This window comes from Pannonibacter sp. (genome assembly GCF_051860505.1).
GTDB lineage: Bacteria > Pseudomonadota > Alphaproteobacteria > Rhizobiales > Stappiaceae > Pannonibacter.
The window spans coordinates 127,266-150,465 of record NZ_JBHYDX010000004.1; the positions used below are offsets into that span (position 1 = coordinate 127,266).

General features: G+C 62.7%; 23 protein-coding genes. 16 read left to right on the plus strand and 7 right to left on the minus strand.

All coding sequences use genetic code 11. The annotated features are described in order from the left end of the window. The first annotated feature begins 1 nt into the window (after position 1). From deoA to ACTIFE_RS04375, 3 genes are all read left to right on the plus strand, one after another. Positions 2-1,318 (plus strand): thymidine phosphorylase, encoded by a 1,317-nt coding sequence (gene deoA, locus ACTIFE_RS04365; RefSeq protein ID WP_439527944.1) that lies wholly within the window; start codon positions 2-4, stop codon positions 1,316-1,318. Positions 1,319-1,636: 318 nt separating this feature from the next. Next, positions 1,637-2,863: a phosphopentomutase gene (locus ACTIFE_RS04370; RefSeq protein ID WP_439527945.1), complete on the plus strand. Its 1,227-nt coding sequence runs from the start codon at positions 1,637-1,639 to the stop codon at positions 2,861-2,863. A gap of 115 nt (positions 2,864-2,978) precedes the next feature. Beyond that, positions 2,979-3,974, plus strand: a complete 996-nt coding sequence (locus ACTIFE_RS04375) for an adenosine deaminase (RefSeq protein ID WP_439527946.1) — start codon at positions 2,979-2,981, stop codon at positions 3,972-3,974. A 10-nt stretch (positions 3,975-3,984) separates the two neighbouring features. Here ACTIFE_RS04375 and ACTIFE_RS04380 read toward each other — a convergent pair whose 3' ends face one another. After that, the gene (locus ACTIFE_RS04380) at positions 3,985-5,229 is read right to left on the minus strand and encodes an MFS transporter (protein WP_439527947.1); all 1,245 of its coding nucleotides are present in this window, start codon (positions 5,227-5,229) and stop codon (positions 3,985-3,987) included. 241 nt (positions 5,230-5,470) lie between these two features. Here ACTIFE_RS04380 and ACTIFE_RS04385 point away from each other — a divergent pair, with 241 nt between their 5' ends. The 7 genes from ACTIFE_RS04385 (at position 5,471) to ACTIFE_RS04415 (ending at position 12,554) form a co-directional block, all read left to right on the plus strand. Beyond that, a complete protein-coding gene (locus tag ACTIFE_RS04385; RefSeq protein WP_439527948.1) occupies positions 5,471-6,712 on the plus strand; it encodes a DUF1688 family protein in 1,242 nt (413 codons plus the stop codon). A gap of 92 nt (positions 6,713-6,804) precedes the next feature. Beyond that, positions 6,805-7,434, plus strand: a complete 630-nt coding sequence (gene upp / locus ACTIFE_RS04390; RefSeq protein WP_439527949.1) for a uracil phosphoribosyltransferase — start codon at positions 6,805-6,807, stop codon at positions 7,432-7,434. Between the two features lie 21 nt (positions 7,435-7,455). Beyond that, positions 7,456-8,367, plus strand: coding sequence for a ribokinase (locus ACTIFE_RS04395; protein ID WP_439527950.1), 912 nt, complete (start codon positions 7,456-7,458; stop codon positions 8,365-8,367). Between the two features lie 92 nt (positions 8,368-8,459). Then, the gene (locus ACTIFE_RS04400; RefSeq protein ID WP_439527951.1) at positions 8,460-8,942 is read left to right on the plus strand and encodes a retropepsin-like aspartic protease family protein; all 483 of its coding nucleotides are present in this window, start codon (positions 8,460-8,462) and stop codon (positions 8,940-8,942) included. Between the two features lie 68 nt (positions 8,943-9,010). Beyond that, on the plus strand, positions 9,011-10,510 hold the full coding sequence (locus ACTIFE_RS04405; protein WP_439527952.1) for a phosphomannomutase/phosphoglucomutase: 1,500 nt from the start codon (positions 9,011-9,013) through the stop codon (positions 10,508-10,510). Positions 10,511-10,526: 16 nt separating this feature from the next. After that, positions 10,527-11,516 (plus strand): aldose epimerase family protein, encoded by a 990-nt coding sequence (locus ACTIFE_RS04410; RefSeq protein WP_439527953.1) that lies wholly within the window; start codon positions 10,527-10,529, stop codon positions 11,514-11,516. A 6-nt stretch (positions 11,517-11,522) separates the two neighbouring features. Beyond that, on the plus strand, positions 11,523-12,554 hold the full coding sequence (locus ACTIFE_RS04415; RefSeq protein ID WP_439527954.1) for a histone deacetylase family protein: 1,032 nt from the start codon (positions 11,523-11,525) through the stop codon (positions 12,552-12,554). 200 nt (positions 12,555-12,754) lie between these two features. Here ACTIFE_RS04415 and ACTIFE_RS04420 read toward each other — a convergent pair whose 3' ends face one another. Further along, on the minus strand, positions 12,755-13,372 hold the full coding sequence (locus ACTIFE_RS04420; RefSeq protein WP_439527955.1) for an HAD family hydrolase: 618 nt from the start codon (positions 13,370-13,372) through the stop codon (positions 12,755-12,757). Between the two features lie 62 nt (positions 13,373-13,434). Between ACTIFE_RS04420 and ACTIFE_RS04425 the strand changes: the two genes are divergently transcribed. Next, a complete protein-coding gene (locus ACTIFE_RS04425) occupies positions 13,435-14,412 on the plus strand; it encodes a phosphate/phosphite/phosphonate ABC transporter substrate-binding protein (protein WP_439527956.1) in 978 nt (325 codons plus the stop codon). A gap of 2 nt (positions 14,413-14,414) precedes the next feature. On the opposite strand, the gene ACTIFE_RS04430 is transcribed toward ACTIFE_RS04425, so the two are convergent. The 5 genes from ACTIFE_RS04430 to ACTIFE_RS04450 form a co-directional block, all read right to left on the minus strand. Continuing rightward, positions 14,415-15,602: an acetate/propionate family kinase gene (locus ACTIFE_RS04430; RefSeq protein WP_439527957.1), complete on the minus strand. Its 1,188-nt coding sequence runs from the start codon at positions 15,600-15,602 to the stop codon at positions 14,415-14,417. Next, positions 15,599-17,014: a bifunctional enoyl-CoA hydratase/phosphate acetyltransferase gene (locus tag ACTIFE_RS04435; protein ID WP_439527958.1), complete on the minus strand. Its 1,416-nt coding sequence runs from the start codon at positions 17,012-17,014 to the stop codon at positions 15,599-15,601. Before ACTIFE_RS04435 ends, ACTIFE_RS04430 begins: the two co-directional genes overlap by 4 nt. A 132-nt stretch (positions 17,015-17,146) precedes the next feature. Beyond that, positions 17,147-17,770: a TadE/TadG family type IV pilus assembly protein gene (locus ACTIFE_RS04440; RefSeq protein WP_439527959.1), complete on the minus strand. Its 624-nt coding sequence runs from the start codon at positions 17,768-17,770 to the stop codon at positions 17,147-17,149. Then, positions 17,764-18,342, minus strand: a complete 579-nt coding sequence (locus ACTIFE_RS04445; RefSeq protein ID WP_439527960.1) for a TadE/TadG family type IV pilus assembly protein — start codon at positions 18,340-18,342, stop codon at positions 17,764-17,766. The genes ACTIFE_RS04440 and ACTIFE_RS04445 overlap by 7 nt, the downstream gene beginning before the upstream one ends. Further along, positions 18,342-18,812: a pilus assembly protein N-terminal domain-containing protein gene (locus ACTIFE_RS04450; protein WP_439527961.1), complete on the minus strand. Its 471-nt coding sequence runs from the start codon at positions 18,810-18,812 to the stop codon at positions 18,342-18,344. The genes ACTIFE_RS04445 and ACTIFE_RS04450 overlap by 1 nt, the downstream gene beginning before the upstream one ends. 378 nt (positions 18,813-19,190) lie before the next feature. On the opposite strand from ACTIFE_RS04450, the gene ACTIFE_RS04455 reads away from it, so the two are divergent. From ACTIFE_RS04455 to ACTIFE_RS04475, 5 genes are all read left to right on the plus strand, one after another. Further along, positions 19,191-19,370: a Flp family type IVb pilin gene (locus ACTIFE_RS04455; RefSeq protein ID WP_439527962.1), complete on the plus strand. Its 180-nt coding sequence runs from the start codon at positions 19,191-19,193 to the stop codon at positions 19,368-19,370. 108 nt (positions 19,371-19,478) lie between these two features. Continuing rightward, positions 19,479-19,991, plus strand: a complete 513-nt coding sequence (locus ACTIFE_RS04460) for an A24 family peptidase (protein WP_439527963.1) — start codon at positions 19,479-19,481, stop codon at positions 19,989-19,991. A 191-nt stretch (positions 19,992-20,182) separates the two neighbouring features. Continuing rightward, positions 20,183-20,950: a Flp pilus assembly protein CpaB gene (cpaB, locus tag ACTIFE_RS04465; protein ID WP_439527964.1), complete on the plus strand. Its 768-nt coding sequence runs from the start codon at positions 20,183-20,185 to the stop codon at positions 20,948-20,950. 13 nt (positions 20,951-20,963) lie between these two features. Then, entirely contained in the window at positions 20,964-22,460 is a 1,497-nt protein-coding gene (locus ACTIFE_RS04470; RefSeq protein ID WP_439527965.1) for a type II and III secretion system protein family protein, read from the plus strand. 10 nt (positions 22,461-22,470) lie between these two features. Next, on the plus strand, positions 22,471-23,178 hold the full coding sequence (locus ACTIFE_RS04475) for a CpaD family pilus assembly protein (RefSeq protein WP_439527966.1): 708 nt from the start codon (positions 22,471-22,473) through the stop codon (positions 23,176-23,178). The last annotated feature ends 22 nt before the right edge of the window (positions 23,179-23,200 follow it).

Genomic DNA, 23,200 nt, shown 5'->3' on the forward strand with positions numbered 1-23,200 from the left:
CATGCTCGCCCAGGAAATCATCCGCAAGAAGCGGGACGGCGGCCAGCTCAGCCGCGAGGAAATCGGGTTTTTCGTCAAGGGTCTGGCCAGCGGTGGTGTCACCGAGGGGCAGGTCTCGGCGCTGGCCATGGCGATCTTCTTCCGTGGCCTGACCATCGATGAGCGCGTTTCGCTCACGCTTGCCATGCGGGACAGCGGCACGGTGCTGGATTGGTCCGATGTCGATGCACCCGTGCTGGACAAGCATTCGACTGGCGGCGTCGGCGACAACGTCTCGCTGATGCTGGCACCAGCGCTGGCCGCCTGCGGCGCGGCCGTGCCGATGATCTCCGGCCGTGGCCTTGGCCACACCGGCGGCACGCTCGACAAGTTCGACAGCATTCCGGGCTACAGGACCCAGCCGGACAACGAGTTGTTCCGCAAGGTGGTGAAAGACGTCGGTTGCGCCGTCATCGGCCAGACCAGTGACCTCGCTCCGGCGGACAAGCGGTTCTATGCCATCCGTGACGTGACGGGCACGGTGGAGAGCATCGACCTCATCACCGCCTCGATCCTGTCGAAGAAGCTGTCGGCGGGTCTGCAGGGCCTGGTGCTCGATGTGAAATGGGGCTCCGGGGCCTTCATGGCGACGCTTGAAGACGCACGCAAGCTCGCCGAAAGCCTTGTGCTCGTCGCCAATGGTGCCGGTCTCAAGACCACTGCGCTGCTCACCGACATGAACGAACCGCTGGCCTCCGCCGCCGGCAACGCCGTCGAGATGCTGAACGCCGTCGACTTCCTGAAGGGCACTGCCATCGACAGCCGCCTGTGGGATGTCACCGTCGCTCAGGGCGGCGAGCTGCTCGCAACCGGCGGTCTCGCAGCCACGGCCGAAGAGGGCTGCGAGCAGATGCGCGCTGCCTTCGAGAGCGGGCGTGCGGCCGAGAAATTCGCCGAGATGGTCACCGCGCTGGGTGGTCCGGCCGACTTCATGGAAAAGTCGGAACTGTACCTCGCCAAGGCCCCGGTGGTCGCCCCGGTCTATGCAGAGCGTCCCGGCACCGTGATTGGCGTCGATGCCCGCGCCGTTGGTGTGGCGGTGGTGGAACTGGGCGGCGGCCGCCGCACGGCCGCCGCCATCATCGACCCGTCCGTCGGCTTCACCGAGCTGGCCGGTATCGGCCATACGGTCGATGCCGACAGCCCGATTGCCATCGTCCATGCCGCCAGCGAGGACGCCGCCCGCAAGGCCGCCGCTGCCCTCAACGCCGCCTATGTCACCGGCGACGCCAATGCGGTCCCGGACAACCGGATTGTGGCTGCCCGCATTGCGCCGTAGGCGCGATGCAACAGGTCAATGCCGTTGCGCCTTAGGCGCAATGCGACAGAGAGATCCATTGCGCCCTAGGCGCTGTGCGACCGGAAATGCAATCGCGCCATAGGCGCTGTGCCGGTGTCTCCCCCCACCCCTAACCCCTCCCCACGAGGGGGAGGGGAACTTCCGGTGCTAGGGTTGATTGCCGAGCCACTCGCCGCAGCCTGTTCCCCTCCCCCTTGAGGGGAGGGGCTAGGGGTGGGGGTGAACGGCGTAAGCCGTAGCCGCGCAAGCACGCTAGACCGTCCGAGGCAAGCGCCTCACGATGAAAGGACTAAGGAAATGCCCCGCGCCATACTCGTTGTGCTCGATAGTTTCGGCATCGGCGGCGCAGAAGATGCGGCCCGTTTTGGTGATGCAGGTTCTGACACGCTGGGTCACATCGCGGCCCGCTGTGCTGCCGGAGAAGGGGACAAGGCAGGCTTGCGCTCCGGACCGCTGACCCTGCCCAACATGTCGCGTCTCGGCCTCGGCGCAGCGGCACAGCTGTCGACGGGCCAGCCGGTTCCCGGCCTCACATTGGACGTCATCCCGGAAGCCCTGTGGGGCTATGCGGCGGAAGTCTCCAACGGCAAGGACACCCCGTCCGGTCACTGGGAAATCGCCGGTGTGCCCGTGCGTTTTGACTGGGGGTACTTCCCGCCGACCATCCCGACCTTCCCGGCCGATGTGATCGCCGAAATCGTCGCCGAGGCCGGACTGCCGGGCATCATCGGCGACAAGCATGCTTCCGGCACCGAGATCATCGCCGAGCTTGGCGAGGAGCACATCCGCACGGGCAAGCCGATCTTCTACACCTCGGCCGATTCCGTGGTGCAGATCGCTGCGCACGAGGCGCATTTCGGTCTTGAGCGCCTTTATCAGGTCTGCGAGATCACCCGCCGGCTGATCGACCCGTTCAACATCGGCCGCGTCATCGCGCGCCCGTTCCTGGGCGAGACGTCGGCCACGTTCGAGCGCACCGCCAACCGGCGCGACTATTCGGTGCTGCCGCCCGAGCCGACCCTCCTCGACCGGCTGACGGCAGCCGGTCGTACGGTGATCGGCGTTGGCAAGATCTCCGACATCTTCGCCCATCAGGGCGTGGCCAAGGTGCTGAAGGGCGCCGGTAACGACCAACTCGTCGACAAGACGCTGGTGGCGATGGACGAGGCAAAGGACGGCGATCTTGTCTTCACCAACCTGATCGACTTCGATTCTCTTTATGGCCACCGCCGCGACGTGCCGGGCTATGCGGCAGCGCTCGAGCGTTTCGACGCCCGCCTGCCGGAAATCATGGCGAAGATGCTGCCCGGCGACCTTTTGATCCTGACAGCCGACCATGGCTGCGATCCGACCTGGCGCGGCACGGACCACACCCGAGAGCACGTGCCCGTGCTGGGCTGGCGCCCTGGTGTTGCCGGCCATGCCATCGGCGGACGCAAGACCTATGCAGACATCGGCGAAACCGTCGCGGATCACCTCGGTGTGGCGCTCGGTGCCAATGGCGTCAGCTTCCTGAGCCAGTGAAGGGGTGGTCTTGACGGATTGCAATGCAGGGCGGATGAACGTGGCACAGGATACGCCAAGGGTGCCGCGCTGAGTCGCGGCAGGCGATGACCACGCGGATGAGCAAGGGCAGGGCATGGCCGGTGAGGTGAACGTCCCGAAGGCAGAACTGCATTGTCATATCGAAGGTGCGGCCCCGCCGAGCCTGGTGCAGAAATTTGCCTTGCGCGAAAACATCGACGTTTCAGCCATCATCGACGCCAAGGGCCGCTATGTCTGGTCCGATTTCACCACGTTCCTTGGCGCTTATGACCTGGCAAGCTCCGTCTTCCGCCGTCCGGGCGACTATGCCCAGCTCAGCGAAAGCTATTTTCGCATGCTGGCCGCCGAGGGGGCGATCTATGGCGAGATATTCATCTCGCCGGACCACGCCACCGCGGCTGGCCTTTCCTACAAGGCCTATGTCGAGGGGCTGGCTGCCGGCATCGAGCGGGCCAAGGCAGAGACGGGCATCGAAGGCCGCATGATTGCCACCGGCGTCCGCCATTTCGGTGCCACAGCGGTCGAGAAAGTCGCGAAGGACGTCATTTCCAATCCGCATCCGCTGGTTACAGGCTTTGGCTTGGCCGGTGACGAGCGGGAGGGACATCCGGCCAATTTCGCCAAGGCCTTCCGCATGGCAGGCGAGGCGGGTCTTGGCCTGACGGCCCACGCCGGCGAATTCGGCGGACCTGAAAGCATCATGGCCGCGCTGGATTTCCTTCGCGTCAAGCGGATCGGCCATGGGGTGCGGGCCATCGAGAACAAGGCGCTCGTCGAGCGTCTGGCGGAGGAACGCATCGTGCTGGAGGTCTGCCCGGGATCGAATGTGGCGCTCGGCCTTTATCCGGTGCTGCGCTTCCACCCGATCAACCTGCTGCGCCGGGCCGGTGTGCGGGTGACGCTGAACTCGGACGATCCGCCGTTCTTTCACACCACCCTCGGCCACGAGTACACGCAAACAGCCAAGACGTTCGGATGGAGCCCTGAGGATCAGCGCGCCATCACCCGGACAGCCATCGTAGCCGCTTTCTGTGATCGCGGCACCAAGGAACGGTTGCTCGCCCGTCTGGACACCACCGCCCGGGCATGACAGCGCGTGGTTATGCTGCCCGTTCGTCCGAACGCGGATCAAGCACGGAGGACTCCGGAGTCGAGAAGCGTGCCGTGGCGATAACTGGAACGAAGTCGGACTTCTCCTCGACCTTGACACCGGCGCGCCGTGTCATCCGCCAGGCAGTAAAGAGCACCATGGAGAGATGCGCCGCAGCCGTAACGTGGAACAGCGCGCCAGGCGTCGAGGCGCTCATCAGCGCGGCGGCGGCAATCGGCCCGATCATGGTTCCGGCTCCGAAGATCAGCAGCAGGCCGCCCGAGGTCTTGAGGAAGTCGCCGGGGGCTGCGTGATCGCTGGCGTGGGCCAGGATCACCGGATACATCGAATAAATCATCCCGCCAAAGGCAGAGACCAGCACGATGACGGCCATGGGACCGAGACTGTCGGCAATCGACAGGGCAAGTCCGGTCAAGGTGGCGAGGATTCCCATACCAACCAGGACAAAACGCCGGTCGATCCGGTCCGACAGCAGTCCGACCGGGATCTGGATGATCGCGCCAATCAGCAGCGCCAGTGACATCATCACGGCGATATCGCTGATCGACAGGCCGATCTTGCGGCCATAGACGGCACCGAGCGTGCCGAAGGCGCCGTTGGAAATGCCGATCAGCAGCACCGCGACCACCGCCACCGGCGAGTTGCGCCACAGCGCGCCGACGTCAAGCCGCGCCTGCGTCAACGGTGTCGGTGTTGCCGCTGTCGAGAGGGCTGTTGGCAACAGTGACAGGGAATAGATGATCGAGCCCACCACAAAAAACACGAAGCCAGTGGTATCTCCAAGCGTCAGCAGCATCTGACCGACGGTCGTCGCTCCCAGGTTGATCATCGTGTAGATGCCGAACACGCGTCCGCGCGTCTGATTGGAGGCGCGCTCGTTCAGCCAGCTCTCCACGATCATCGCGGCACCGGCGAAGCAGAAACCGGTCACCGCGCGCAGCGGCACCCAGACCATCGGCGTCATGAACAGCAGATTGAGCAGCATTGTGATTGCGGCAATGGAGGCGAGCACGCCGAAGGTGCGGATATGGCCGACGCGTTTCACGATCACCGGAACCGCAAGGCAACCCGCCACATAGCCAACGGCCCAGCCAGCACCCAGAAGACCGAGGGACGTGTCGGAAAACCCTTCAGACAGACCCCGGATTGGCAGCAGGAGCCCATGCAGCCCTCCTGCCATCAGCAGCAGGGCGGACCCGATAAGGAGGGCGGCAATCGAAAGGACGGTGGACATGAAAGGCATCCAGCTGGCGGAAAAGGCGGGCGGATCAGCGCGAAGCACGCTCCTCATGCTGCCTCAAGGACTGTGGCTGCGACAAGGCCACCGGGGCGATTGGCAGATTTTTCAACCGATGCTTCGTGTGCCCGACAGCGCCGGACTTTTCATTGAGGGCGATTGCGGACAGAGTTCATACTCAATCAGTGTTTTCCCGCGCGGAGCTTGCCATCCGTGCCCTGACGCATCGGATCCTGTCTTGTCGCATCCTGCATCCGCCTCGCCGGCCCTGTCGCTTCTTGCCGCCGCTGCGGTCAGAGAGCGCGCCAATCGTTTGCTGGAACTTGGTCTTGCCGGTGATCTGCCGCATTTCAAGGTGGATCTCTCCCGCCTGCCTGCCCTTGCTGACCGGGTCATTGCCACCACCCGTCGGCGCTATCCGGATCTGGCCGTGCCGCTGCATTCCTGCTGGCGGCATTTGGAGGCCGGTGGACTGGATCGATGGGACATGCTGGCAGGCGCGCGGGGCTTTGCCGATGTGCGTGAGATGGGCCGCGCGGCCTTTGACCTCGCCATCGTCTCCTGTGTGACCAACGCCCACCCGGGCGCATCCTGGCACTACGCAGAGGATGCCACCGGCGAGCGGTTCGCCGGAACGGAAGGCTTGTCCATCGCCTCATTCGCCATGCTTGCCAGCGGCCTTTTCTCTGCCGTCCCGGAAGACCCCTTGCGCGCCGATGCGCATGCCCTGATGCGGATCGAGGAGGCTGAACTCGTGGCCGGTTTCCAGTCCGGTCCGGGAAACAGGCTTGAGGGACTGGCCGGACGTATCGCCCTGCTCACGCGCCTCGGTGAAGCAATCGGGCTGCGACCGGACCTGTTCGCCCGCGAGGACGAGCCGCGACCAGGTGGACTGTTCGACATTCTTTACGATGAAGGCCAGCAGGGGGCGGTGCCCGTCGGCCGGATCCTCGATCTGGTACTGGAGGGCCTTGGCCCGGTCTGGCCGGAGCGCACGGTGCTCAATGGCATTGGCCTTGGTGACACATGGGGCCACAGCCGGCTTGTGATGGCGGATGCCACCTCGGGTCTCATGCCCTTGCACATGCTGTCGCAATGGATCACCGGCTCGCTGGTCGAGCCGCTGGCCTGGGCCGGGATCGAGGTGATCGGGCTGGACACGCTGACCGGCTTTGCGGACCGCGACCATGGCGCATTGTTCCTGGATAGCGGAATCCTTATCCCGCGCGACTTGGCCGCAGCAAGACAGCCGCATGAGTCAGGCAGCGAATATGTCACCGAGTGCCGTGCGCTCACCATCGCCCTCCTCGACCGCCTTGCCGGGTCAATCCGCCGCGAGCTTCAGGCCACGGAAGATGATCTGCCGCTGTCCTGCATTATCGAGGGAGGCACGCGGGCTGTCGGCCGCGAGATTGCGCGGGAAAAAAGCGCCGATGACGCGGAGCCCATCAATATCCTCGGTGACGGGACTGTATTTTGATCGCCCCTCGGGGCATAGGGGAACGGGAAAACAGGGCGGCAGATGAATGCCGCGCCAGAGTGTCAAACAAGCACAGAAGGAGCAAGGCCACCATGTCCGGAGCCATTGTCGTCGATCACCCGCTGGTCCAGCACAAGCTGACGATCATGCGCAACAAGGCCACCTCGACGCAGGGCTTCCGACGCCTCCTGCGCGAGATTTCCACCCTGTTGTGCTATGAGGTCACGCGTGGCCTACCCTTGACCCAGATCACCATCGAAACGCCAATCTGCGAAATGCAGGCCCCGACGCTGGCTGGCAAGAAGCTTGTCTTCGCCTCGATCCTGCGTGCCGGCAACGGTTTGCTGGAGGGCATGCTGGACCTTGTCCCCTCGGCCCGCGTTGCCCACATCGGCCTCTACCGTGATCCGGAAACCCTGACGCCGGTCGAATATTACTTCAAGGCCCCTGAAGACCTCGGCGAACGCCTGGTGATCGTCGTTGATCCGATGCTGGCAACGGCCAATTCCGCTATCGCCGCCGTCGAGAAACTCAAGGGCCGCGGGGCCAACAACATCCGTTTCCTCTGCCTGCTGGCGGCTCCCGAAGGCGTCGCAAAGTTCAATGCGGCCCATCCGGACGTGCCGGTCTACACCGCCTCCATCGACGAGAAGCTCAACGATCACGGCTACATCGTTCCCGGCCTTGGTGACGCGGGCGACCGGATGTACGGCACGAAGTAACAACAGTGCCGGAGGGGCGCGATGATCATTGTCTTCGGTTCGATCAATCTTGACCTCGTCGTCATGGTCAAGCGTCTGCCGCATCCAGGTGAAACTTCGGCCGGCCCCGATTGCCAGACCTTTGCCGGCGGCAAGGGGGCAAACCAGGCGCTTGCGGCCCGGCGGGCAGGTGCGAACGTGACGATGATCGGGGCGGTCGGGAACGACAGTTTCGCCGCCCCTGCTCTGGCCAACCTCGAGGCTGCGTCCGTGGACCTTTCTGCCCTGCGACGGCTGGAAGGGGCGACCGGGATCGCCATGATCGGGGTTGAAAGCTGTGGCGAGAACCTCATCATCGTCGGCAGCGGTGTCAACGCGCGCGTCTCTGCCGACTGGCTTGCTGGACGTCTGGCACCCGATGTCACGCTGTTGATGCAGGCCGAAGTCCCGCTTGCGCAGGTGTCGCGGGCCATGGATCTGGCGCGAACTGCTGGCGCACGTGTGGTGTTCAACACCGCTCCTGCGACGGATGTTGAGGTCGCCCAACTGGCGGCCCGCGCGGATGTCGTGATCTCCAATGAAAGCGAAGCAGCGGACGTTGCGGCAGCGCTTGGATTGCCGGGCGAGCCGGCCGCATATGCTGCCGCGATGGCGGCCAGCGGCCGGACTGCCGTTGTGACGCTGGGGGGCGATGGTGTCCTCGCCCATGACGGAACAACCCTGATCACCGTTGCACCGCCTGTGGTCGAGGTGGTTGACACGACCGGGGCAGGGGATGCGTTTTGCGGCGCCTTTGCCGCAGCACTTGATCGCGGTGCAAATCTGGCACTTGCGCTGGCCGAAGGTGTCGCGGCTGGCAGTCTCGCCTGCACGGCAACGGGTGCGCAGTCCAGTGCGCCCGCCGCCGCCGACATCGCCCGCCTTGCCGCAACACTCCGCGTGCAGCAGAACTGATGCGTTCATTTGACGTTCAGTTTGATCCTCTACAGTCCAGCTCCGGAAAACCCTGGCAGGGGTGAAACGGAGGCGGGATGGTCCGGTATCTTGTGCTGGTTCTGGTGCTGGTGGCGTTCGTGCCATTCGTGCCGCAATGGGCTGGCGACTGGATCTCCGGCCAGCAGCAGGACACTGCGCCTGAAAAGGCGGGGCCGTCACCGTCACGCACGGTAAAAATCCCGGCAGATTCCAGAGGTCACTTCGTTCTTGAAGCTGAAATCAACGGCAAGCAGGTCGAGATGCTGGTGGATACGGGAGCAACGGTTGTGGCACTGCCGCAATCTGTGGCGCGCCGGGCGGGTTTGTCCTTGAAGAAGGAGGATTTCACCGCCTCTGCCACGACTGCGAACGGCACGATCCCTGCAGCGCCTGTTATCCTCAAACAACTCCGTCTGGGTTCGATCCGGTTGTCGGAAGTGGAAGCCATGGTGTTGCCGGATGCCTCCTTGTCAAAAGCTTTGCTTGGCATGTCCGCCCTGCGCAGGCTGGAGCGTTTCGACATTTCTGGTGACACGCTTGTGCTTGTTCAATAAGGTCCAGCCGGCTGTTGATCCCCCGCATTGTTTAGGTTTTCCAGTCTGAAGCCCCCAAGAGGTTTTGCATGTTTCCCAAGCCCGAAGCTCATTTGAAGCCCAACACTTACGCCTACGAAGCTCGGCCAATGGTCAAGCCGACCGGCTTCCGCGAGTATGACGCGCGTTGGCTGTTCGAAAAGGAAATCAACCTGATGGGCATGCAAGCCCTCGGGATGGGCATTGGCACTTTGATGCACGAGCGCGGCGTGCGCCCGGACATCGTTGTCGGTCATGATTTCCGCAGCTACTCCGCCTCGATCAAGCTGGCGGTGATCAACGGCCTGATGGCTGCCGGCATCAACGTGCATGACATCGGGCTGGCCCTGTCGCCGATGGCCTATTTCGCTCAGTTCGCGCTGGATGTGCCAGCCGTTGCCATGATCACGGCGTCGCACAACGACAACGGCTGGACCGGCGTGAAGATGGGCATCAACCGCCCGCTCACTTTCGGGCCGGACGAGATGGGCCGTCTGAAGGATATCGTTCTCAACGCGACCTTCACCCTGAAGCAGGGTGGCAGCTACCGCTATGTGGAGAACTTCCCCGACATCTACATCAAGGACCTGACGGATCGCGCAAAGCTGAAACGGCCGATCAAGATCGTGGCGGCTTGCGGCAACGGCACGGCCGGTGCATTTGCCCCGCGTGTCCTTGAAATGCTGGGTGCTGAGGTCATCCCGCTCGACGCCGAACTTGATCACACCTTCCCGAACTACAACCCGAACCCGGAGGACATGAAGATGCTTCATGCCCTGCGCGACAAGGTTCTGGAAGTGGGCGCGGAAGTCGGTCTCGGCTTTGACGGCGATGGCGACCGTTGCGGCGTTGTCGACAACGAGGGCGAGGAGATCTTCGCCGACAAGGTCGGCGTCATGCTCGCCCGCGACATCTCGGCCATCTATCCGAACTCCAGGTTCGTCGTCGACGTGAAGTCCACCGGCCTCTTCAACACCGACCCGGTGCTGAAGGCCAATGGTGCTGTGACCGATTACTACAAGACCGGTCATTCCTACATCAAACGCCGCGTGACGGAGCTGAACGCCATCGTCGGCTTCGAGAAGTCCGGCCACTACTTCTTCAACGCCCCGATCGGTCGCGGCTATGACGATGGCCTGGTCTCCGCCATCGCCATCCTCGACATGCTCGACCGCAACCCGGGCAAGACCATGGCCGATCTGCGCCGTGACCTGCCGAAGACCTGGGGTTCGCCAACCATGTCGCCGCACTGCGACGACGAGATCAAGTATGGCATCGTCGACAAGGTGGTTGCCCGCTTCCAGGACATGAAGGCGAACGGTGAGAAGATCGGTGGCCACACCATCACCGACCTGATCACCGTCAACGGCATCCGCGTCGTCACCGATGACGGCACCTGGGGTCTGGTGCGCGCCTCTTCCAACAAGCCGGAGCTGGTTGTCGTGATCGAGAGCCCGGCTTCGGAAGCACGCCTGCACGAGATGTTCAAGGCTGTTGATGCCGTGCTGCGGGAAAACCCGGAAGTCGGCGCCTACAACCAGACGATCTGAGCTGGAGCGTGATGGAATGATCCGGCCCTTTGGCACTCTTCACGGCATTGCCGTCGATGAAGTCACCCTGCGGGCCGGATCGCTGCAAGCCAGCATCCTGACCTATGGAGCTACCCTGCGCGACTTGCGTCTCGCCGGACGGCCCCTGGTTCTCGGTCTCAACACTTTGGACGACTATGTCGCGCATGGCGCCTATTTCGGCGCCCTGTGCGGCCGTTATGCCAACCGTATCGCGGGCGGCCACTTCGAGTTGGATGGCACCGCGCACCAGGTCACCTGCAACGAGCGCAGCCGCACGCATCTGCATGGCGGCGCGACCGGTTTTGACAAGCGGATTTGGACGGTCGAGGAACTGACCGCAGACAGTCTGCTGCTCTCTCTCGTCTCGCCAGATGGGGAAGAAGGCTATCCTGGCACGGTCACGATCAAGGCGCGGTTTTCCCTGCTGCCATCAGCCGTGCTGAGCCTGTCGATCACGGCGGTCACCGACGCGCCGACACTGGTCAACATCGCCCATCACAGCTATTTCAATCTGGACGGCTCTGCGGATGTGCTGGCTCACCGCTTGCAGGTTCTGGCTGACCACTACCTGCCGGTCGATAGCCAGAGCATTCCCACCGGTGAGATTGCCCTGGTCGCTGGCACGGACTTCGATTTCCGGGCCCTCCGCCCCGTAGGTGGATCCTGCCGCTATGATCACAATTTCTGTCTCGCGGCTTCCCCTTGCACCGAACCACAACTGGCAGCCGTGCTGGAAGGGGCGACGTCCGGTGTTTCCATGGAGCTCTGGACGACGGAGCCCGGCCTTCAGGTCTATGATGCAAGCGGTCTCGGTTTGCCGTTTGATGGACTGGACGGTCGCCGCTTCGGTCCGCATGCCGGTCTGTGCCTGGAGCCGCAACGCTGGCCGGACAGTCCGCACCGGCCCGCCTTTGCCGGCGCACGCCTTGCACCTGGCGAGACCTATCATCAGTTCACCGAGTTCCGCTTTCATCCGGGAGTATAAGTGAGGATGAAGACTGTCTTCTCCCCTGCGCAGCTTGTTCATGCGCCGAAACTGGAAATCGCCGACGGGCAACTGACCGAAGCGGTCGAGATCCCGGCGCGCGCCGAGATCGTTCGCGACGAGATCCTGAGCCGCAAGATCGGCCCGATCTGGACGCCGCAGGATTTCGGCCGCGGCCCGCTCGAGCGGGTGCATACAGCGGAATACCTGGATTTTCTGGAAAGCTTCTGGTCCCGTTGGACGGGTGCTGGCCGTGACAGGGATGCCTTTCCGTATGTTTGGCCGGTGCGTCAGCTGCGCGCCACCCCGACCCCGGACAGCATCGATGGTCTGATCGGCCGGTTCTCGTTTGATACAGGCACGCCCCTGACAGCCAACACATGGGAGGCGGCCTCCGCCAGCGCCAACACGGCGCTCACGGCAGCCCGCTTCCTCCGTGAAGGGGATCGCTCCGCCTTTGCCCTGTGCCGTCCGCCAGGTCATCACGCCGCTGCCGACTATTATGGCGGCTACTGTTTCCTCAACAACGCGGCCATCGCCGCCCAGTGGCTGCGCGACCAGGGCACGGCCCGCATTGCCATCCTTGACATCGACTATCACCACGGCAACGGCACCCAGTCGATCTTCTACGACCGCGCCGATGTGATGGTCCTCAACATCCACGCCGATCCCAGGCACGACTATCCCTTCTTCCTCGGCCACGCCGACGAGACGGGCGAGAAGGCGGGCAAGGGTTACACCCAGAACTGGCCACTGCCGCTCGGCACCGACTGGGCCGGCTATTCGGTCGCCTTTGAGGAAGCCTATCGCTGGCTCGGGGTCTATGCGCCCGATGTGGTGATCGTCTCCCTCGGGCTCGACACCTATGAGCACGATCCAATCTCGAAGTTCCGCCTCGTCTCCGACGACTACCTCAGGATCGGCGCGCGGCTTGCCCGCCTTGGCAAGCCGACACTCTTCGTTCTGGAAGGCGGCTACGCCGTCGACGCCCTCGGCATCAACTGCGTCAACGTTCTGGAAGGCTTCTTGAACGGTTAGCGGGGGAAGTCCGGTGCCGGCCTCAAACTGCTCCCAAACCTGCAACTTCTTCGCCGTCATCCTCGGCCTTGTGCCGAGGATCTATACAAATCAATTGCTTGCAGATGGTCGGGACAAGCCCGACCATGACGACCGAGAAGAATGCCCGCCTGCCGTCAAGCCCGGCGAACCTTTCCCGCAGTCCACCGCGAAATGCCCCCTCAAACGCCAAACCCCATGCGCTGGAGTTCGAGACGCAATGGCTCGGCTCCGGTGAAATGGATTGCTGCCATACCGACGGCCCGTGCGCCTTCGACATTCTTCAGGCTGTCGTCGATGAAGACGCAGGCCTCGGCGGTGAGGCCGTTCCGTTCCAGCAGCACCTCATAGATGCGTCGATCGGGCTTCAGCAGCCGTTCTTCCGCCGACACCACCGTGTCGCGGAAGGAGGTTGCAAGGAACGGAAAGCGCGCCTTGGCCTCCGTGAACTTCTCGCTCGAGAAATTGGTGATCGCATAGAGCGGCACTTCGCCTTCAGCCAATTCCCCAAGCAGCGCGACGGATCCGGGAACCTCACCCGGCACCATCTCGTGCCAGCCCTCGTCATACGCGCGGATCATGTCCGCATGTTCGGGAAACAGGGCCATCCGCTCTGCGACAGCCTCGGCCCAGCTTCGCCCGCGATCCTGTTCCAGGTTCCAGGCCGGCGAACAGACATCGCTCAGGAATCGTTGTCGGGCGTCCGCATCGGGGATCAGCCTGCGGTAGAGATGCTCAGGGTCCCATTCGATCAGAACATTGCCGATGTCGAAGACGACGGTTGTCAAAGGGGAAGTCATGCGGGTGCCTCGAGGCTTGCAGGTGTAGGATGGCAACAAGAATCAGCAAAGGTGGCCTGAGCATGGCGGCCCGTTTCACCCGTGTCATCCTCGTCCTGGGTATCCTTTTGGCAACTGCAACGCCATTGCGCAGCCAGGACATTGCGGCCGGGTTCCGGCTCCGTCTTGCCGTTGTCACCGCAGCGCAGGAGGACATGCGCGAGCGCGTCGAGCCGTTCCGCGAGGAGTTGCAGTACCGGCTTGCCCTGCCTGTGGATCTGTTCCTGATGGACACGCTGGGGGCGGCTACCGATGCACTCGTTCGCGGCGAGGTCGATTTCCTGCGCCTGTCCGCCTCCGCCTATGGCGCTGCGCAAACCGCCTGTGCCTGTCTGGATCCACTGGTGGTGCCGACGGACGGGGAGGGGGCGGAAGGGTTTCATGCGGTACTGGTTGCCCGCGCGAGCCAGGCCGCAAGCATTGCCGATCTCGCCGGCCGGCGTCTCGCCGTCGGTGATCCCGCGTCCAGCGCGGCTTTCCGGGTGCCGCTTGCAGGGCTTGTGCTGCAGGGCACCGATCCGGCCACATTCTTCTCGGCCCTCGTGAGGGTCGAAAGACCGCGCGAAGGGCTGCGGGCGCTGTTTGACGGACGGGTCGAGGCGGCCCTGGTCTGGTCAACCCTGATCGGCGATCCCGAGTTCGGCTATTCGGCCGGCACGCTGAACGAAGCCTATCTCTCGACCCGTCTCGACATGAGCCGCCTCAGCGTGATCTGGCAGTCCCCACGCCTTCCTTATGCGGTGCATGCGGTGCGCAGCAGCCTGCCGCCAGCCCTGCGGGCCCGGTTGCGATCCGTCCTGACCACCTTGATCGACGATGCGCCGGGCGCCTATTTCGGCATCGAACCGGACTACGGCGGAGGGTTCGTCGCGACAGATGCCGCCACGCTGGCCGGAACCCTGCTGCCCTACCGGCCTGAAGCACAGGCCAGGCTGCAGCAACTCTCCGGCATCGCGGCACCGGAGGTCACCGCCGCACCGGACGAACTGCAGCAGCCTTGAACTCAACCGATCAACGCTGCTGTATGCCGGCGGATCATTTCTTCCTCATTGGTCGGGATGACCAGCACAGCGACGCGTGAACTGTCTGCGGATATGACCGTCTCCCGCGCAGCATTGCGGGCCTCGTCAAGTTCAACGCCGAGCCAGCCGAGGTCGCGGCAGACTGCCGAGCGCACATTCACTCCGTTCTCGCCAATGCCGCCCGTGAACACCAGCGTATCAAGCCCGGCGAGGATCGCCGCCATGGCGCCCAGCTCGCGCTTCACCCGGAAGACGAAATACTCGATCGCCTGACGGGCCTCCGCCGTTCCAGCAGCCTCCAGTTCCCGCATGTCCTGCGACAGGCCGGACAGGCCCTTGAGCCCGGACTGCTTGTAGAGAAGGTCCGAGATGGCTACGGCATCCATCCCCTTTTCAGCCATGAGATACAGCACCACACCAGGATCGAGCTGGCCGCAGCGCGTGCCCATCGGCAGACCGTCGAGCGCGGTGAAACCCATGGTCGAGCCGATGCTGCGCCCGTTGTTGATCGCACACATGGACGCGCCATTGCCCAGATGCGCCACCACCAGCCGCCCCGCCGCAGCCTGTGGCCGTGTCTGGCGCAGGTGCTCGGTGATATATTCATAGGACAGGCCGTGGAAGCCGTAGCGCCGGACACCCTCGTCATAAAGGGTCCGGGGAAGAGCAAAGGTATCATTCACCCAGGGGTGGGCCCGGTGAAACGCCGTATCGAAACAGGCGACCTGAATGGCGGCGGGAAACGCTGTGCTCGCCGCCCGGATGCCGGCGAGATTATGCGGCTGGTGCAGCGGAGCCAGTGGCATCAGCTTTTCCAGTGCAGCCATGACGTCCGCCGTTACGATCACCGGGGCGTCATGGGAGATCCCGCCGTGCACCACCCGGTGACCGACGGCGTTCACCTCAAGTCCCGGTGCCGCCTCGGCAATGAGGGCCAGGAGCACGCCCAGTGCCGACTTGTGGTCATGCCCGTCTTCGCGCGACAGCGGCCGTGACAGGGTCTGTCCATCCTCCAGCCGGGTTGCCTTCAGGTTTGGCGATGCACCCAGACCTTCGATCTGTCCGCGAACCAGTTCTGACTGGCCGGCATAGAGGTCGAACTTGATCGACGACGATCCGGCATTCAGCACCAGGATCACGGGGCCGCGTTTCGATGAAAGGCCGTTCATTCGGCAGGCCCCAGTTCACCGGTGACCGCAGTCTTCCCGGTCCGAAGCCAGTGATCGTAGAGCAGCGCCAGCGCACAGGACGCCAGCCGTGCCCGGTCATCGTCGGAGCGGCTGGTCAGCACCACCGGCACCTTGGCCCCGATGACGAGGCCAGCGGCCTCCGCATGGGCAATGAACGTCAATTCCTTCGCCAGCATGTTGCCGGATTCAAGGTTGGGTACGATCAGCACTTCGGCGTGACCGGCCACCAGGGAGGTGATCCCCTTGGTGCGGGCCGCCTGAAGATCGATGGCGTTGTCCATGGCCAGGGGACCATCGACAAGCCCGCCGGTGATCTGGCCGCGTTCTGCCATCTTCGACAGGATGGCCGCATCAAGGCTCGAGGGAATGGCCGGATTGACCGTCTCGATGGCCGAAAGAATGCCGACCTTCGGCTGCTCCATGCCGATGGCAAGCCCGACGTTGATGGCGTTCTGGATGATATCCACCTTGGTCATCAGGTCCGGCGCAATGTTGATTGCCGCATCGGAAATGATCACCGGTGTCTTGCGGCCGGGCACATCCATCACGAAGACATGGCTGATCCTCCGGCTGGTGCGCAACCCGCCCTCCCGCTTGACCACGTGATGCAGCAGATGATCCGTGTGCAGGTGGCCTTTCATCACGGCCCCGGCCTTGCCTTCATGCACCATGGCAACGCCGCGTGCGGCAGCCTCGGATTCGTCGGCGATGTCGACCAGTTCATAGCCGTCGAGGCTCTGGTTCAGTTCAGTTGCCGCCGCCACGATGCGCGCCCGGGCACCGATCAGGATCGGGTGGATCAGCCCCTCGCGGGCCGCCAGCAGCGCCCCGCCGAGCGAGTTCACATCATCCGGAGCGACAACTGCCGTGATAAGGGGCGGCAGCATGCGGGCATAGCCGATGAGCTTGTCGAAATGCTGGTGGCGTTCGACAAGCAGGGCAGGCAGATCCGTGGCATCAAAGGTGATCGTCTGGTCCGGGGCGGTAACTTCGGCAATGCCGTCCGCAATCACTGTGCCGTCGGCACGGACGACGGTCGTTGACAGCCGCACCAGCCGGTCAGCCTCCTTGGCAAGGACGCTGACGGTCACAGTCAGTGCATCGCCGAGAATGACACGATTGCGGAAGGTGAAACTCTGTGTCCGGTAGACCGTTCCCGGACCTGGCAGGATGTTGCCGAGGACGGCGGACACAAGGGCGCCGATCCACATGGAGGGGGCAAAGGGCGGATCCACACGGCCGTCGCCGGTCCAGTCGGTGTTGGGCAGGTGCAGGGGGTTCGTGTTACCGGAGGCATGCGCGAAGATGTAGAGATCGTTCGCGGTACAGACGCGGGTCACGGTCGCGCTGTCGCCGACAGTGATCTGGTCATATGTCTTGTTGCTGGCCATCAGCCCTGCTCTTTCGGTTCGAAATGGTGCAACGCGGGGAGGCGCGCTGCGCACTCCTTTTTGCAGCATTTCGACCAAAGCCCTATGACACAGCGCAAGGAGGGCCGCCGCCTTTTGCGGCAGCCGGCCGGGTCACTTCATCGTCACGGATTCGGTGAAGCGCGGACGCAGGAAGTAGATGCCCTCCATGTCGATGGACGTAGCCCGGGGCATGATGTTCTGGGCCAACTCGGCAAAGGTCGGGATATACTGCCCGTTCGTCTGGCCAACGATCATGGTCGTGTTGGGGGTGTTCAGCCCGCTTGGAATGGTGATTGGCGGCTTTGACCCTTTGGTCCAGGGCGTTCCCCCCGTTTCATTGATGCTCCAGGCGACTTTTGCTGCCCCCTTGGCATCGAATTCGATGCTGGCGACGATCACTTTCAGCTTTGACGCAGAGTAGGGCTCCATGATCAGGCTGGAGGCATACATGATGTCGCTCATGTCGGCCTTCGATACGGTTTCGGCCTGTGCGACAAGATCGGCGACCGAGATCGCTACCTGGTTTACCTTGCGTTTGTAGTTGAGCGCTTCTGTTGTCTCGGCAGATCCGATCATCAGGATCAACATGATCGGCAGGGCGAGCGCGAATTCAACGGCGGCGACGCCCCGGCGGTCTTGGGCGAACGAAGCCTGGCCGGCCGTTTGACGCGATGTCGAGCAATCAGCTCTCCGGTTCGTCCGGTCAGAGCTGGTCCAGAAGCTCCAGTTCACCATGGGAAGGGCTCGTTTCTGAAGACTTGAGTGGAATAGAGAAAGCGCTTTGTTCCAGCGTCACCGGGGTCGGTTCCGAGCAATGCGGTAAACATCGGCCAAGTGTAGACAGCGCGTGCAACAACGATCTGACCACCGGTGCTGTTGGTGTAATTCATTCCACCTGCGAAGCTGCCATCGTTGCCGACCATCGGCGGAAGGTTCTTGATCGAGGCGAAATTGTCGAAGGTCCGTACGTCGATCTCGAGCCTGGAGTTGTCGCAGAACGTGGCCATGTTCGCGCAAACATCGGCCTTGAAGCGGGCTTTGTCGAAGCTGGCCTTCTGGGCTTGGCCCGTCTTGATCAGGCGTGTGCTCTCCGCGACCGCATAGTCCAGGGTTCGGTTGACAAGAAATGACAAGCCGAACTCGATGATCCCGGCCATCAAGGCAAGAAACGGGACGATGACGAAGGCGAACTCGATCGCAAGGACACCCTTTCGATCTTTCCCGAACCGGCGAAGAGGACCGCAGCCCTTTGCTCGGAGCGGCGGATTGCATTCGCTTTCCGGCTTGTTTGGCATGACCTTCACCATCAGTTCCCACCTGCCGCCTGAATGGCCATTTCGTTCCGCGTGGTGATCTGCTTGGAGGTGATTTCAAAGGCGTCCTTTTCATCACCCACCTGTGCAGACGCATCGCAATAGGGCGAGCAGGCATAGGTGTACCGGTTCGTGCCACGCATGACGGTGACCAGATCTGTCGGCGACGGCCCGACATTGATCAACTCGTCAATGATTGGCTTTGAATCCTTGTCGAGGATGATCAGGTTCGTGCTGCCGGCTGTCTTGCCCGTGACAACGACGGTGTAGCGGTCATGCATGGTGACGTCGGCAATCACCGGGTTGCCGACGATGACCGTATCCGCCGGTTGCTGGATCTTGAACACCTTTGCCCGGTCGACGAACACGTCCACGGATGCGTCGCCCGCAAGGGCGTCTCCCCAGGTCAAGGTCATCAGTGTTGCGGCAATAGTTGCAAGGACAGGCATCATCAGGCGGGGCATGAGCCACTCCGTTAACAGGCCAGGCCCCGCATGGATGCGCGCGACCTCTGTTGATCGGGTGAATGGTGCCTCGGTTTGGTGAATGAAGCCCTAACGCATGGCACCCGTTTATACTCAACCCTCTCATTTTCCGCGGATTCTGGCCGAGTATTGGATGGAATGGGAAAGAGTTACCCTTAACAATCTCAAAACAAGTAAAAACAGGCCTATTAAATAAACCGAAGGTTAACCAGAATAACGACTACAGCAAACGCCACTATCGATAGGGACAATTTTAACGAGATCGAAAGACATCGGGGGTAATGTCTCATCATGTTCGAACGGTTGGAAACAAGGCCGGCGAACTAGAGCTGTCAAAACATGTGATAGGAGCAAACCATGCAGAACATTTTCGCCCGTTTCGCCAAGGATGAGTCTGGTGCAACCGCTATCGAATACGGCCTGATCGCCGGCCTGATCTCGATCGCTATCGTCACCGCTGCCGGCGCCCTTGGTGGCGATCTGTCCAGCCTGTTCGGCCGCGTCAGCGGTGAGCTGAACAAGGCCGTCGCCAAGTAATAGGCGCTTCAAAACGATCATTGCCCGCCTGGATCGAGGTTCAGGCGGGCCTGCTTTCGAGCTGCCATAGTATCGACTATCTGCTGCGTATGGAACATGTGAGGACACATGCTTGAAGCTGCGCTGCTCGTTGTCTTTCCGATCCTGGTCGCCTTTGCTGCCGTCTCCGATCTGTTGACGATGACAATCCCCAACCGTGTCTCCTTGTTGCTTGCCGGCGCATTTCTGGTGCTGGCGATTGCCACCGGCATGCCGATTGAGACGATTGGGATGCATCTGGCGGCGGGTGCCTTGGTGCTGGTGATGACGTTCGGAATGTTCGCAGCCGGCTGGATGGGCGGCGGCGATGCCAAGGTTGCCAGTGCAATTGCGCTCTGGTTTGGCCTGACGGCCGACTTGACCACCTTTCTGATCACCACGGCATTCTATGGCATGGTCCTGACCTTGGCTCTCATGTCGTTTCGCCAGCTCCCTTACCTGCCTGGTGGTTTGCGCCAGCAGGAGTGGGCGCTTCGGTTGCACGATTGCCGGAGTGGGGTGCCGTATGGCATCGCCATTGCCTTTGCGGCATTTCAGGTTTACCCGGCGACCAACTGGTTCAAGCTTGCTCTTGGACAGTGAATACTGAACTATTTAACAATTCTGAATGGGCAGGCTCCGGTCATCGACTGGAGCCTTATTGGTATACGGATTGTAAATCCTAATTTCGATTAACCGAATTCGCTCAGCATCAATTAACCATGTTTTGACCATTTGCCGCCCACATTACCCAAGAACGCAATCCGTGGCGTTTCGAGTGTGGGTGGTTTGCGATGAAATATGCCCGTCTTCTAGTCCTGGGAGTTGCCCTTGGCGCCGGCTTGCTGGCGGCGCGCATGGTCATGACGTCCGGCTCCGAGGAAGTCGTGGCTGATGCCCCCACGGCTGTGTCCACGACTTTGCCTGTCCTTGTCGCCAGCCGCGACATCAAACTGGGCGACCAGATCGGTCAGGGCGATTTCAGCTGGGTTGACTGGCCGATCCAGGTGGTGCCGCAGGGGGCGATCACCCGCGAGGGCCAGCCCGATGCCGAGCAGACGCTGGTCGGACAGATTGCCAAGGCCCCGATCTATGTCGGCGAGCCGATCAGCGAGCAGCGCCTGATCAAGACGGATCGCGGCTTCATGGCAGCCATCCTGCCGAAAGGCATGCGCGCTATCGCCGTGTCGATTGAATCCGAGACGGCTGCGGGCGGCTTCATCCTTCCTGGAGACAAGGTCGACGTTATCCTGACCAAGGCCGGCCAGACCCAGGGGCGCGGCACGTCCGAAACCATCATGGAAAATGTCCGGGTCCTCGCCATCGACACCACTACGGCTGGTGAGCAGTCCGAAAAGACCCTCGAGCCTGACCGCACGGCCACGCTCGAAATGACGCCGCAGCAGGCCGAAACCGTTTCGCTTGCCCAGCAGCTGGGCAAGATCTCGCTGGCCCTGCGCAGCGCGCAGGACTCGGCCGATGGGGCTCCCCAGGAGGAGCGGACACGTGGCGGGGTCAGTTTCGTCAAGTATGGCGTCTCGAGCCAGGTCGGAGGGCAGTGACATGAGGGTCGTCATGCCTTGGCACATCAAGACAACGAAGGACCGGGCGATGATTGTGAAGCGCATATCCACACTTGCCTTTGCGGCAGTGGCGCTCTTCGCCGCCATGATCTCGGCATCGGCTCCGGTGCGCGCAGAAGATTTCCCGAAGAATGTTTATGTTGCAGCCGGCGACAGGTCAGGTGAACGCCTGTTGCGCGTCGGTCTCGGCCGTTCGGTGGTCATCGAGATCGCCGATCCGGTTGCGGATGTGCTGGTCTCGGATCCGAGCATTGCAGACGGCGTCGTCCGCAGTCGCAACCGCGTCTTTGTCGTCGGCAAGCGCTTCGGCCAGGGCAACATCGTCCTGTTCGGTACCTCCGGTCAGGAACTGGCCTCCTTCAGCGTGCGCGTCGAACCGGATTCCTCCGATCTCAATGCCATCCTGAAGCGGCTCCTGCCAAATGCCCAGATCCGCGCCGAGACCATCAACGGCAACTACATCCTCACCGGAACCGCGCCGTCGACCGGCGATGCGCAGCGCGCAATGGATATTGCCAACCGCTTTGCCAAACAGGCGACTCAGGCCAGCACGGGCGGCGGTGCCCAGGCTGGTGCTGGCAGTGGCAGCCAGGAAGACGATCTTGCTGTCCTCAACATGATCACCGTCGCCGGCAAGGATCAGATCCAGCTCAAGGTCACGGTTGCCGAGGTCGAGCGCTCGATCATCAAGCAGCTCGGTGTCAGCCTCTCCGGCACCATCGGCACCGGCAACTTCACGCCATCCTTCAATTCGCCGGCCCAGTTCCCGGTCAACACCGGCTCGGCCGTCCAGTCCGCACTGGGCATGGGGTTCCTTGCCGGCGGCACCAACATCAACGCCCAGATCCGCGCGCTGCAGCGTGACGGTGTCATCCGCACCCTTGCCGAGCCGACCCTGACCGCAATCTCGGGCGAAAACGCCAGTTTCCTGGCCGGTGGCGAGTTCCCGATCCCGGTCAGCCAGGACAACGACACTATCGGTCTGGAGTTCAAGAAGTTCGGTGTCGGTCTCGATTTCACGCCTATTGTCCTCAGCGAGGGCAACATCAGCATGCGCATCAAGACCGAAGTCAGCGAGCTGACGGACGAGGGCGCGGTCAATCTTGGCGGCCTCGTGATTCCGGCCATCAAGGTGCGGCGGGCGGAGTCGACTGTTGAACTGCCCTCCGGCGGCACGCTGGTTCTCGCTGGCTTGCTGCGTGAGAGCTACAAGCAGTCGATCTCCGGTGTGCCCGGCCTGATGCAGCTGCCCGTTCTCGGCGCCTTGTTCAAGAGCCGCGACTTCCTGCGCCAGCAGACCGAACTGGTCGTTTTCGTGACGCCTTACGTTGTGCGCCCGGTGGCCGCCAGCCAGCTGTCGCGTCCGGACCAGAACCTGGCCCCGGCCAGCGACGCGGAGAGCATTTTCCTGAACCGCCTGAACAAGGTCTACAACACGCCGGGTCTCAGGGGAGCATATCATGGCCAGGTCGGCTTCATTTACGAGTAAGGAGCGGTCGATGCGCAATCCGATTATGGCCCTTGGCGTCGTCGCTACTCTTGGCGCGGCACTCGCCGGCTGCCAGAGCCCGCAGACAACGGCTGCCATGGCATCGAATGACTATCGCCTGCGGCATCCGATCCTGGTGACCGAGCAGCCGGAAACGCTGGACCTGCCGATTGCACCTGGAACCCGGCGCCTCAGCCATGACTATACGGGGCGGATCGCGGCCTTCGGCAGTGAAGCCAGGGCACAGGGCGTCGGTGGTGTCGAGATCCTGGTGCCGTCCGGTGCGGCAACAGAATCCGCTGGCCACGCGCTTGCCCCACAGATCCGCAGCGCTCTTGCCAAAGGCGGGGTTCCCGCGCGCCAGATTGCCGTTCGCTCGTATCCGGTCGGGGATCCGTCCGCCGCCGCTCCCGTTCGAATTGGCTATTCCAGGGTGAAGGCAAGCGCCGGGACCTGCGGTCATTGGCCGGACAATATCGGCGGCGGTATCGGCCCGAACGTCGACTATTACAATTACGGCTGCTCTCAGCAGGCCAATCTGGCCGCCATGGTTGCCAATCCGGCAGATCTGCTCGGGCCCCGTGCCCAGGGTGCAGCGGACCAGAACCGTCGCGCGGTTGTCTTTGCCAAGTATCGCAGTGGTGAGCAGACCGCAGCCAACTACAAGGAAGGCGATGGCGCCCGGATTTCCAGCGCTGGTGGCAGCGGCGGAAACTGATGACACTTAGGGAGATCAGCCG

Bases quoted from the DNA above. Each gene is read 5' to 3' on its own strand.
- deoA (WP_439527944.1), top strand. From the start codon at position 2: ATGCTCGCCCAGGAAATCATCCGCAAGAAGCGGGACGGCGGCCAGCTC.
- ACTIFE_RS04370 (WP_439527945.1), top strand. From the start codon at position 1,637: ATGCCCCGCGCCATACTCGTTGTGCTCGATAGTTTCGGCATCGGCGGC.
- ACTIFE_RS04375 (WP_439527946.1), top strand. From the start codon at position 2,979: ATGGCCGGTGAGGTGAACGTCCCGAAGGCAGAACTGCATTGTCATATC.
- ACTIFE_RS04380 (WP_439527947.1), bottom strand. From the start codon at position 5,229: ATGTCCACCGTCCTTTCGATTGCCGCCCTCCTTATCGGGTCCGCCCTG.
- upp (WP_439527949.1), top strand. From the start codon at position 6,805: ATGTCCGGAGCCATTGTCGTCGATCACCCGCTGGTCCAGCACAAGCTG.
- ACTIFE_RS04395 (WP_439527950.1), top strand. From the start codon at position 7,456: ATGATCATTGTCTTCGGTTCGATCAATCTTGACCTCGTCGTCATGGTC.
- ACTIFE_RS04405 (WP_439527952.1), top strand. From the start codon at position 9,011: ATGTTTCCCAAGCCCGAAGCTCATTTGAAGCCCAACACTTACGCCTAC.
- ACTIFE_RS04410 (WP_439527953.1), top strand. From the start codon at position 10,527: ATGATCCGGCCCTTTGGCACTCTTCACGGCATTGCCGTCGATGAAGTC.
- ACTIFE_RS04415 (WP_439527954.1), top strand. From the start codon at position 11,523: ATGAAGACTGTCTTCTCCCCTGCGCAGCTTGTTCATGCGCCGAAACTG.
- ACTIFE_RS04420 (WP_439527955.1), bottom strand. From the start codon at position 13,372: ATGACTTCCCCTTTGACAACCGTCGTCTTCGACATCGGCAATGTTCTG.
- ACTIFE_RS04425 (WP_439527956.1), top strand. From the start codon at position 13,435: ATGGCGGCCCGTTTCACCCGTGTCATCCTCGTCCTGGGTATCCTTTTG.
- ACTIFE_RS04430 (WP_439527957.1), bottom strand. From the start codon at position 15,602: ATGAACGGCCTTTCATCGAAACGCGGCCCCGTGATCCTGGTGCTGAAT.
- ACTIFE_RS04435 (WP_439527958.1), bottom strand. From the start codon at position 17,014: ATGGCCAGCAACAAGACATATGACCAGATCACTGTCGGCGACAGCGCG.
- ACTIFE_RS04440 (WP_439527959.1), bottom strand. From the start codon at position 17,770: ATGGTGAACTGGAGCTTCTGGACCAGCTCTGACCGGACGAACCGGAGA.
- ACTIFE_RS04445 (WP_439527960.1), bottom strand. From the start codon at position 18,342: ATGGTGAAGGTCATGCCAAACAAGCCGGAAAGCGAATGCAATCCGCCG.
- ACTIFE_RS04450 (WP_439527961.1), bottom strand. From the start codon at position 18,812: ATGCCCCGCCTGATGATGCCTGTCCTTGCAACTATTGCCGCAACACTG.
- ACTIFE_RS04455 (WP_439527962.1), top strand. From the start codon at position 19,191: ATGCAGAACATTTTCGCCCGTTTCGCCAAGGATGAGTCTGGTGCAACC.
- ACTIFE_RS04460 (WP_439527963.1), top strand. From the start codon at position 19,479: ATGCTTGAAGCTGCGCTGCTCGTTGTCTTTCCGATCCTGGTCGCCTTT.
- cpaB (WP_439527964.1), top strand. From the start codon at position 20,183: ATGAAATATGCCCGTCTTCTAGTCCTGGGAGTTGCCCTTGGCGCCGGC.
- ACTIFE_RS04470 (WP_439527965.1), top strand. From the start codon at position 20,964: ATGCCTTGGCACATCAAGACAACGAAGGACCGGGCGATGATTGTGAAG.
- ACTIFE_RS04475 (WP_439527966.1), top strand. From the start codon at position 22,471: ATGCGCAATCCGATTATGGCCCTTGGCGTCGTCGCTACTCTTGGCGCG.